The organism is Brytella acorum, assembly GCF_029309905.1.
Lineage (GTDB): Bacteria > Pseudomonadota > Alphaproteobacteria > Acetobacterales > Acetobacteraceae > Brytella > Brytella acorum.
In genome coordinates, this window is record NZ_JARBJP010000005.1 from 212,460 (window position 1) to 222,824 (window position 10,365).

Here is a 10,365-nt window from a genome sequence, read left to right on the forward strand (position 1 = left end):
AGCGGCGATGCCGGAACAATGTCTAGATCGAAACGACAACATGTGACGCACGTCGCGGCGACGTCCAGAGGAGAAGCAGAAGATGGCGGACTCGATGGCAACCCAGACAGCTCTTCGCATTGCACCGCTCAAGCCGGGCTCCGGTTTCGGGGCGGAAATCATCGGGCTTGATATCGCCACAGCCGATGACGCCACACTGGACGAAGCCGTGGACGCGTTCAATCGGCATGGCGCGCTTCTTCTACGCGGGCAGAAGCTCGACCCGGCGGATCTGATGCGGTTTATCCGTCGCGTCGGAACGCCGGAGGGACATACGATCCAGGACTTCACGCTTCCCGGCTTTCCGGAAATCTACGTGCTGTCCAACCGGATCGAGAACGGTCGCCCGATCGGCGCTCACAATGACGGGGTGGGTTGGCACACCGACTATTCCTACAAGGAAGAGCCGGTCATGAGCACGATGCTTTACGCGGTCGAAGTGCCGGCGGAGGGAAGCGATACGCTGATTGCCGACGGCGTGGCCGCCTATGAGGCCCTTCCGGCCGAGCGTCGTGACGCGCTCGAAAAGCTCAGGCTGCATCACTCCTATCGGCATTTCATGGAAACCCGCGAGCATCAGCGCCGCGAACTGACCCCCGAGCAGATCCGCGACAATCCCGATGTCGTCCATCCCCTGATCCGCGTTCATCCCAAGGATGGTCGGCGCGCGCTCTGGCCTTCGACGGGCACGGTGACGGAGATCTCCGGGCAGGACGACCCGAAGGATCTGTCGATCCTCGATGAGCTGGTGGCGTTCATGACGGGCGAGGAATTCGTTTACCGCCATAAGTGGCAGGTAGGCGATCTCCTGATGTGGGATAACCGCTGCACGCTTCATACGGGCACGCTGTTCGACGACAGGAAATATATACGGACGATGCATCGTCTGTGGGTGAAAGGCGATCGCCCCACCTGAGCGACGGACTTTCGGCAGGTTTCATGACTGGCCGCCGATCATGGAATGGCCAGCGTTTCGTTGGGATGGGATTTTATGCCTGATACACTGATTTTCGTCGATATTCCTGCTGACGATCCGTCGGCGGCGGCAAAATTTTATTCCGAAGTGTTTGGATGGCGGAACGACCCGAAGCCGGAAGGTCTTTACCATCGGATGGTGCCGGGCGGACAATTCCGCAATCCCGATGGAACCGACAGCGAAATCGGCAATCTGCATATCGGAATTTTCAAGGCCGATAATGCGCGGCCCCATCCACAGCCCGAGGGTGTCGCGCCCCGGGCCTTGTCTCATGAGGGACGCAAACCGCGTGTCTGGCTTCTGATCGGCGATGACGACACGCCTGAACGCATTCTCACGGAAGCTGTTGCGCGCGGGGCCACGGAGCTGTGGCGTGATCATTACTGGTCCACGTTCAATGGCTACAACCACGCGTTCATGGACCCTTGGGGGAACGAAATCCTTCTATGGGGCAAAGCCGGATCTGATCCCGCCATTCCAGATCATTATACGCGCGAATAGGCCCGGCAGGGGAGGCTCCGGCCTCCCTTTTTTGTCTTTTCCGGCTTCCTGTTGTGCCGGTGATCGAGGAGTGTTGAGGAGGAGACGGCGTGATTTTCACTTAAAACCGAAAAGAACCCGGCGAGCGGGTCTTGGATAAAGTGAGAGCGGATATGGAAAAGACGTTATATGCGACGATGCGTGCCTTGTCGGGTCAGGAGGACGTCGTCGCCCGGCTTCTGGCTGAACTCACCGTTCATGTGCGGGCGGAGCCTGGGAATGTCCGCTTCGTAGCCTATCGACTGAGCGCGGACCCGGCGGCTTTTCATGTCGAGGAAACCTATCGCGACGAAGCGGCCTTCGAAGCCCATATGGGCATGGCTCACGGCGCGCGCTTCAACAAGGCGATCGAAACCCTGGTCGAAGGCGGAGCTTCAAAGGTCGTTTTCCTGACGCCTGTCTGATCCGTCGTTCTTTACGACCTCCAAGTCTCGTTTTTTTATCGAGGTCTCTTTTCGATGTGTGGGGAGCGCGCCATGCCGGGCGTATGGCCGCTTCAGGGAGGCCGATGAGGTCACCGTCAGGTGCTGGTTCCAGCCCATGCACGCTTTATTCCTCCGCGACGATACCCGTCGCCTGACGCCGCCATTCGCGCGGCGTCAGGTCATAGGCCTGTCGGAAGCTGCGGCTGAAATGGGCCGCGTCGTTGAAACCCCAGCGGAAACAGATCTCCGAGATGGAGAGATGGGCGGAAAGCGGGCTTGCGAGGTCGTCGTGACAGCGCGCGAGACGGCGCTGCCGGAGATACTGACTGAAATTCTGTCCTGTCGCGGCAAAGAGTTTCTGCAATCCACGCGGCGAGATGCCGTGCTTGCGGGCGATGGCCGTCATGGTCAGATCGGGATCGGTGAGTTCCGATTCGATGAGCTGACAGAGACTGTGCATGGCGGCGATGCGGCGATTGAGTGGCGGATCGCCGCCGCCATAAGCCGGGTCGCTCAGAACGCAGCCGATCAGCAGTTCCGACAGCGCCAGCTCGATGGTGCGAAGCTGGCGTGTATCCATGGCATCCAGGGACTGACCGAGGGACTGGAGAAATCCGGCGAGAACGCGTCGGATTCCCGGCGTCGGGTCCAGCACGCCGACACGCAGGGGTGTCGGCGCGAGAAGCCGGAAATGGAGGGCCAGTCTCGGGAGCCGCACATAAAGCATCGAGAACGAGCGTGGCAATGTCAGGACGGCATCGGCGGCCAGAGGGCCGCAACCGATCGCGCCCGCAACCAGCGGCCAGCTCTTGCCATTCGACGCCAGGGTTGCCGTCGGCCCGTCGGACGTGTCGCCTTCCGAGAGCAGGATCGCCAGCCAGACACCGTCCGTCTGCGCCGAATAACGTCCGGCGATCCGCTGCGGCGATCCGGTCAGGCGCGTCATTTCGATGCCCAGTGGGGTGATGACCTGGGTGACGCGTCCGATCGTTCTCTGGCGCGGGTCCGCGCGACGTTCGGTGTCGGTGGGTGTGAGCAGTGTCGCTTCCGGAAGAGAGAGCCGCGCCAGCGTCTGTCGCCAGACCGTCGCGGCGGGCTGATCCGCATGATCTGCAAGGTCGAATGTCCAGGGTTGCACTTTGATCTCCCGCCAATCGCATGGGATCATACAAATGAGCATCGCATTCAGACAAGAAACCGAGTGGAACGGATGCGTAATATTCCTGTGGATTTTGCAATCGGTTTGCGAAACGATCGGCCAGCAAGAAGGAGAGGGCCCTATGCCCACGATCTCATCCCCGGTGTTTGACCTGCCTTCCGAGAAGGGTGGAAAGGATTTCGGGATTTTCATGCCGATCGCCAACGGGGGCTGGATTCTGTCCACCACCGCGCCGAAGGTGGACGGCTCCTATGAGTATAACCGTCGCGCGGCCCTGCTGGCCGAGGAGATCGGGCTCGACTTCATCATGTCGATGGCCAAGTTCCGGGGCTATGGCGGGGCCAATCATCAATGGGACGTGGCGCTCGATTCGACCGTCCTGATGAGCGCGCTCGCAGCCCAGACCAGACGGGTGAAGATCTGGACCACGTTTCAGACGCTGCTGCACAATCCGGCGGTCGTCGCCAAGATGATTGCCACGCTCGATCAGGTCAGCAATGGCCGTGCGGGTCTCAATGTCGTGCCGGGCGCATTCAAGGACGAGTTCTCCCAGATGGGCGCATGGCCCGAGACGCTGGGGCATGATGCGCGCTACGACTATGCCGGAGAGTGGATGGAAGCCGTTCGCCGTCTGTGGGAAGAGGACGGTGAGGTCACGGTCGACGGCAAGTATATCAAGCTCGATCACTGTCTCTCGGAGCCCAAGCCGCTTCAGAAGCCGCGTCCCTTCGTCGTGGCTGCCGGTCAGTCCGAAAAAGGCATGGATTTCGCCATCCACAATACGGACGCGCTGTTCATTGGCGGTCGGGACGATGCGGAGATGCGCGCCATCAGCCAGCGCGCCAAGAAGAAGGCCAGGGCCGCAGGGCGTCGTCTGCGGACCTACGCCATGGCCATCATCGTCCAGGGTGAGACGGATGCCGAGGCCGAGGCCACGATGGATGTCTTCCGCGAAGGGTTTGACGCTGAAGGCTTCCGTAACATGATGCGGGCCTATGGTGTGATCGATGCTGAAATCGGCAAGGAAAACGCCATGACGGCGCGGGCGAGGACCGGTTTCATGGCGCCGCATATCGCGGGTTCGGCGGCGACGATCGTCAAGCGTATCGAGCAGGTCATCGACGACACCGATCTCGACGGCCTCATGTTGATTTTCCCGGATTACGAGCGGGGACTGAAGAAACTGTCCAAAGATGTCCTTCCGGCACTCCGGGCGCGCTACGGCGCATGACGGACGCGCTCACCCGGCGTCTGGACGCGCTGCTGGACCGGGATGTCCTGCGTCGGCGCATCCTTGAGCTTTGCAGCATTCCCTCCCCTCAGGGACATGAGCGGGAAGCGGGAGAATACGTCGAACGCTGGATGGCGGAAGAAGGCTTTCGCCCGCGCCGCCTCGCCGCCGTTCCTGAGCGTTTTCATGTCGTCGGCTGTCTTGGCGGTCATGGACCGGCTTCGTCACGCGAGTTGTTGATGGCTTCGCATCTCGACACCGAAGGCGGCCTGGACCCGCAGGACGCCCGCTGGTGCGTGCCGCCCGGAGCCGCGCCGGAGGAGCCCGTCGCGGAACGGGACGGCGTTTTCACCGGGGCGGCGGTGGCGAATGATCGCGGCCCCATGGCGTGCTTTCTCATGGCGGGTTCGCTCATCCGGAAGGCCGGAATCCGGCTGGCGGGCCGGTTCCACATGGCGGCCTGTCCGGGCGAGATCGGGCCTGATCCGGTGGATGGACGCGAGGGCGTGGCGCAGTCGGGCAAGGATGTTGGCGCGGCCTATCTGCTCGCGAATGGCGGCATGGCGCCCGATTTCATGATCGCCGCCGAGGGGACGGACTTCGCGGTTACGGCGCAGGGAGCCGGTTATGCGATTTTCCGGCTCAGCCTTTATGGCGAGCAGATCTTCACGCCCCTGTTCGATGCCAGCCTGCCGCTGAAAGACCACCCCAATCCGGTGTATCGCCTGGGGGGCGCCATTGCGCGGTTGCATGACTGGGCGCCCCGTTTCGAGCAGGCGCACCGTTTCGAAACGGCCTGGGGGACCACGATCCCCAAGGTCCAGATCGGCGCCATTCGCGGCGGTCTGCCTTATGCGCTCGGCGGCGGGACGGGTGTCTGCGCGCTCTATGTCGAGGTCGGGCTGTCCGCCATCGATCGCGTGCAGGATATCCGGCGGGAAATGGAAATCGTGCTCGACGGGATCGGTCCGCACGCGCTCGACTGCGTCGCCTATCGTCAGGGTGGCGTTGCGGATGAAGCTGCCGTCACGCCGCTGCTTGGAGCGATCGCGACCGCCAGCCGTGCGGTGCGCGGGGCGGAGCTTGAAGTTGCCGACCCGGTCTACGCCTCCATGTGGCGCGACCACAATGTCTACAACCGCGCGGGAATACCGGCGGTCACGTTCGGGCCGCGCCGCTGGCGCCCGACGCTCGACGATTTCGTGACGGCAACGCTGCTCTATGCCCGGACCGCGATCGAGGTCTGTGGCGTGGCGGCTTCGGAGGTCCAATGATGCCCGGTAATTTGGAGATGGGAGATTTGGGAATGAACGTGATCGCGCTTGAAGGTGATGTCATTGCCCGTCCGATGACGGCCCGGATCGGCGCGGAGATCGAGGGCGTGGATCTGACGCGTCCGCTGGACGCGCGCACGCTGAAGGGCCTGCGGGACGCGCTGCTGCGCCATCAGGTGATTTTCTTCCGCGATCAGCCGATCTCGCATGAAGACCATCTGCGCCTCGGTCGCGCTTTCGGCGAGCTTGCGATCCATTCGGGTGTCGCGGGCCTGCCGGACTACCCCGCGGTCGTCGCCATTCACGCGGATGCGAATTCGAAATTCGTGGCCGGTGAGAACTGGCATTCGGATCTTTCATGCAATGCCGAGCCGCCGCTGGGCAGTATTCTCACGATGAAGACGGTCCCCGAATATGGCGGTGATACGTGTTTTTCGTCGATGTATGCGGCCTATGACGCGCTCTCCGAACCGATGCGTCATTTTCTCGACGGGCTGACCGCGATTCATGACGGCGAGCACGTTTATCGCCCGATCGTCGGCCATAACGGCCAGACCTTTCCGTGCAGCGAGCATCCTGTCGTGCGCACGCATCCCGAAACCGGGCGGAAATGCCTTTTCGTGAACGCGTCCTACACGACGCGGATCCCGCAGCTTTCCAAGCCTGAAAGCGACGCCGTCCTGAACATGCTCTACCGCCACTGCATGGCCGCCGATTTTCAGGTGCGCTTCCGCTGGCAGCCGAATTCCGTGGCGTTCTGGGACAATCGCTGCACCCAGCATCAGGCCATCTGGGATTACTTCCCCCAGACGAGATCCGGGTTCCGCGTGACCGTTGCGGGCGACAAGCCCTTCTGATCCCCCTTCCTTTGCGATCTGGATTGACCATGACGAGCATTCCCCTCGACGATGCCCTGTTCGACGCGATGGAGACATCCATCCTTCCGACGGAAGAGGCCGAGAGCCTGCCGCCGCTCTGCTATACGGATGCCGCGTTCTACGCATTCGAGAAGAAAGCGATCTTTTCAAAGGAATGGCTCTGCGTCGGACGTGAATCGTGGGCAGCGAACCCTGGTGACTATTTCACGTCGTTCATCGCCGATGAGCCGTTGATCGTCGCGCGGGGCCGTGACGGCGTGTTGCGGGCCATGTCCAGCGTATGCCAGCATCGCGCGATGCTGGTCGCCGAAGGCAGTGGAAAGGCGCGTGCCTTTGTCTGTCCCTATCATCACTGGACCTATGCGCTGGACGGCACGCTCGCGGCGGCCCCCGCGATGGAGCGTTCGTGCAAGTTCCACAAGGAGGATTTCAACCTTCCGGTCTTTGCGCTCGAAATCTGGGAAGGCTTCGTCTTCATCAACTTCGACAGGGACGCCCTCCCGCTGGCGCCGCGTCTGGCCAAGGTGTCGGAAGTCCTGCGCGGTTATGACCTGCCGAACGCCCAGGGCGACAAGCCCGCCGGGGAGCAGCGCTATCCGTGGAACTGGAAGGTCATGTTCGAGAACAACAATGACGGGTATCATGCCAGCAAGCTTCACCAGGGGCCGCTGCATGATTTCATCCCGAGCGAACTGGCCGAATTTCCCGATGATCTGGGCGAGGATACGGCGGGTTATTACCGCACCAATCGCACGCTCCACCCGGATGCGGCCTTCAATGCCACGCAGCGCGCCGTTCTGCCGGTTTTCCCGGATCTGACGGCGGATGAACGCCATCGGATGGTGTTCGCCAACGTCCCTCCCACACTGTCTCTCGTCATGACGGTCGACTCGGTGATTTATCTCATTCTGCGCGCCGACGGCCCCGAAAGCCATCGTGTGGATCAGGGTGTCCTGACAGCCCCGCGCGCCAAGGCCGATCCGGCCTATCATCAGAAGATGGCGATGGGATTTCTCGCGGCCACCGAGATCATCGACCAGGACCTGCATGTCGACGAGATGGTGCAGGTCGGGCTGAGATCGCGCTTCGCTCCGCGTGGTCGCTATTCCTGGCAGGAGGGCGCGCAACGCCTGTTCAACACCTGGCTCGTTCCGCGCTATCGTCAGGCCTGGGGCGAGGTAGAAACAGGAAAAAGCTGAGATCATGGCTGTGTCCGGTGTATGCCGGCGACTTTGCAATGGCTCAGCCGTTTCGGAGACACTTTGAAACGGTTTTTAAGCGGGTCGGATTTGTCGAAGTTGCGTAAACGGAATATAATCCGTTCGCGTAGCGCAAGAATATCCCTGTGGCGCGGTCTAGCGTTGCGAGAGGTCTGGTCGCGTCTCATGGGCGCTGGCGGCCAGTGTTTGGACAACCCGACCCGATCCGCCTATGCGGGTGAGGGTCCGTGAGATGGAGAACCGCCCCATGCCTCTCGCCATTTCCAGTGAGGACATCGTCGTGGTGACGACCGCGGACCCGACCGTCCCTTCGACAGTCAGGCGATATTTCGCCCTGGCCGCTGTCACGGCGCTCTATTTCTTTCTCATGGCCGGTTCGTTCAATGCGCTCGGTGTCGTCCTGCCCGCCATGGTCGCGGACATGAAGCTGAGCTGGAGCGATGCCGGTTTCGGCTTCACGCTGCTGGGGCTCGCCTGCGGACTGACCAGCCCCTTGCCCGCCATGGCGATCCGGCGCTTCGGGATCGTCGCGACGCTGGTGGCGGCTGGCGTGCTTCTGGCGCTGGGTTTTGCGCTGCTGGCCAGCGCGTCGAGCAAACTGCAATACGATCTGGGGACGCTGCTGATCGGATGCGCGTTCACGATCGGCGGGACGGTGCCCGGCACCTATGTCGTGGCCAATCTCTTCGAGCAGTCGAGCCGCCCGATGGGGATTTATTTTGGCGTTGGCGGTCTCGGTTCGATCGCCGGGCCACTTTTCTATCTGGGCGTCGACGACGTTTTCCATGCCTGGCGTCCCTTCTGGTGGCTCTGTGCGCTGGCGACGGGTCTGTGCGGCATAGCGGCGGCCCTCGTTGTACGTGGCATTCCTTTCGGTCATGCCCATGACGATACGATCCGCACCGCGGGCTGGCCCGCCAGGGCTGCGCTCAGCGTTCCGGCGTTCTGGGTGATCGTCGCCTCCTATACGGGTTGCCTTGCCATCAGCACGACGTTGCATGGCTTTTCGGTCCAGCATTTCACGGAACATGGCTTGTCATCGGCGCATGCCGCCGAAATCATGTCGCTTGTGGCGTTCTTTGCGGCGGCCGGATCTTTTCTTGCCGGTGAGGTCGGGCGGATCATGGGCGCACGTGTCCTCACGGTCGCGGCCACCGGCGCCATGACGCTCGCAGCCGTCGATCTTCTGCTTCCCCAGAGCAGCCTGACGCTCGGTGTTTTCGTGTTGACGATGGGGCTGGGCGTGGGTTTGTCCTACGTGGCCAGCGCCATGCTTCTGCTCGAATATTTCGGCACGCGGCACAATCTCGAACTCTATGCGACGATGTGTCTGATCTCGACGGCGGCGGCGTTCGGTCCCTGGTTCGGGGGCGCGATCCATGACGACACGGGCAGCTTTCGCGCGATCTTCATGGCATTCGGCGCGCTGGGTCTGGTGCTTACGATCGCCGTTTCCTTCCTGCGGCGGCCTCGCTTGCGGGACGAGGCATGATGCTCTCGCCTCAGGATATCGCGCCCTCCCGAACCGCCTTGCTGGTCATCGATATCCAGAACGATTTCGGAGCGCCGGGCTTTGCGATGGCGCGCGCGGGCATGGCGCTTGAACCGGTCGAGGCGGCCATCTCGCGAACGGAAACACTGATCGCCGCCGCGCGACGGGCCGACGTGACGCCATGGTTCGTTCGTGTAGTCACGCGCCCTGAAACCGATCCGCGCGCGCTCAGGCGCTTCATGGCGCGTGCCGGTATGGCTGAGGACATCGCGATCTGCCGCGCGGACACGCCGGGCGTTGATTACTATCGGGTTTCTCCGGCGGATGGAGAGCCGGAGGTCGAAAAGCTTCTCTACAGCGCCTTTGCGGGCACGGATCTTGAAGCGCGCCTGCATGAGCGTGACGTCGAAACCCTCGTCCTGTGCGGTCTGACGACGGATTGCTGCGTCGATGCGACCGCGCGCGATGGTTTTCACCGCGATTTCGATATTTTTATCGCCAGCGATGCGTGTGCGGCTTTTGATCCGCGCACGCATGAGAATGCGCTGGCGATCCTGTCCACGCATTGCGCCACGTCGGTCATGACGCAGGAAATCGTCACGGCATGGGATGTCGGCTGACGCGCTGAAACGACGCGCCGGGTCGGATGTGGCGTTAGGTCCGCTCAGTTGCCCGCAGGCGAGCGGGGTAGGTCGGCAGGGCGCATAAGGCAAGGCTGCCACAGGCGAAGACGATCGTCATAACGCGCAGAGACCATCCGTAGTCTCCCGTGTGATCATAGGACATGTCCATCAGGACGGGGGTTATTCCCTGTGCCATCATGACGGTCGCATACATGACGCCCGCGATGCGTCCATAGGCCGCAAGCCCGAAATACCGGGAGACCACATAAGGCAGCGCGCCGAACTCCGTTCCCATGGCGATGCCGACGGCAAATCCGCCACCCAGAACGGCTGCGAAACTGCTGCTCCGGAGCAGCAGCACGCCAGCGAGCGCCACGAGATAGAAAGGGGCGATGGCGCGGCCCGCGCGTGTCCGGTCCCCGCAATACCCGATACTGACACTCCCGAAGCCCTGGCTCCGGGAGTGTTCGTGTTTCTGGCCCCCTGATCGCGTGAGGCGGCGAAATCC

The 10,365-nt window shown here is 62.2% G+C and carries 11 protein-coding genes; 9 read left to right on the plus strand and 2 right to left on the minus strand.

Features of this window, described 5'->3' with window-relative positions; genetic code table 11:
• Nucleotides 1-82: 82 nt before the first annotated feature.
• From PWM43_RS10455 to PWM43_RS10465, 3 genes are all read left to right on the plus strand, one after another.
• A complete protein-coding gene (locus tag PWM43_RS10455; protein ID WP_289842447.1) occupies nucleotides 83-955 on the plus strand; it encodes a TauD/TfdA dioxygenase family protein in 873 nt (290 codons plus the stop codon).
• Between the two features lie 75 nt (nucleotides 956-1,030).
• Nucleotides 1,031-1,516 (plus strand): VOC family protein, encoded by a 486-nt coding sequence (locus PWM43_RS10460; RefSeq protein WP_289842448.1) that lies wholly within the window; start codon nucleotides 1,031-1,033, stop codon nucleotides 1,514-1,516.
• Nucleotides 1,517-1,668: 152 nt separating this feature from the next.
• Entirely contained in the window at nucleotides 1,669-1,959 is a 291-nt protein-coding gene (locus PWM43_RS10465; protein ID WP_289842449.1) for a putative quinol monooxygenase, read from the plus strand.
• A 145-nt stretch (nucleotides 1,960-2,104) separates the two neighbouring features.
• On the opposite strand, the gene PWM43_RS10470 is transcribed toward PWM43_RS10465, so the two are convergent.
• Complete coding sequence (locus tag PWM43_RS10470; RefSeq protein WP_289842450.1) at nucleotides 2,105-3,118, minus strand: helix-turn-helix domain-containing protein; 1,014 nt, start codon at nucleotides 3,116-3,118, stop codon at nucleotides 2,105-2,107.
• A gap of 142 nt (nucleotides 3,119-3,260) precedes the next feature.
• On the opposite strand from PWM43_RS10470, the gene PWM43_RS10475 reads away from it, so the two are divergent.
• The 6 genes from PWM43_RS10475 (at nucleotide 3,261) to PWM43_RS10500 (ending at nucleotide 9,854) form a co-directional block, all read left to right on the plus strand.
• Nucleotides 3,261-4,370 carry an LLM class flavin-dependent oxidoreductase gene (locus tag PWM43_RS10475; protein WP_289842451.1) on the plus strand — a complete coding sequence of 370 codons (1,110 nt, stop codon included), beginning with the start codon at nucleotides 3,261-3,263 and terminating at the stop codon, nucleotides 4,368-4,370.
• Nucleotides 4,367-5,644 carry a zinc-binding metallopeptidase family protein gene (locus PWM43_RS10480; RefSeq protein WP_289842452.1) on the plus strand — a complete coding sequence of 426 codons (1,278 nt, stop codon included), beginning with the start codon at nucleotides 4,367-4,369 and terminating at the stop codon, nucleotides 5,642-5,644. The genes PWM43_RS10475 and PWM43_RS10480 overlap by 4 nt, the downstream gene beginning before the upstream one ends.
• A gap of 32 nt (nucleotides 5,645-5,676) precedes the next feature.
• Nucleotides 5,677-6,501: a TauD/TfdA dioxygenase family protein gene (locus PWM43_RS10485; RefSeq protein WP_289842453.1), complete on the plus strand. Its 825-nt coding sequence runs from the start codon at nucleotides 5,677-5,679 to the stop codon at nucleotides 6,499-6,501.
• Nucleotides 6,502-6,530: 29 nt separating this feature from the next.
• Entirely contained in the window at nucleotides 6,531-7,721 is a 1,191-nt protein-coding gene (locus tag PWM43_RS10490) for an aromatic ring-hydroxylating oxygenase subunit alpha (protein ID WP_289842454.1), read from the plus strand.
• A gap of 268 nt (nucleotides 7,722-7,989) precedes the next feature.
• Nucleotides 7,990-9,234 carry an MFS transporter gene (locus tag PWM43_RS10495; protein ID WP_289842455.1) on the plus strand — a complete coding sequence of 415 codons (1,245 nt, stop codon included), beginning with the start codon at nucleotides 7,990-7,992 and terminating at the stop codon, nucleotides 9,232-9,234.
• On the plus strand, nucleotides 9,231-9,854 hold the full coding sequence (locus PWM43_RS10500) for a cysteine hydrolase family protein (protein WP_289842456.1): 624 nt from the start codon (nucleotides 9,231-9,233) through the stop codon (nucleotides 9,852-9,854). The genes PWM43_RS10495 and PWM43_RS10500 overlap by 4 nt, the downstream gene beginning before the upstream one ends.
• Before the next feature lie 34 nt (nucleotides 9,855-9,888).
• Here the strand turns inward: PWM43_RS10500 and PWM43_RS10505 are convergent.
• A partial coding sequence (locus PWM43_RS10505) for an MFS transporter (protein WP_289842457.1) occupies nucleotides 9,889-10,365 on the minus strand: 477 nt, incomplete at its 5' end.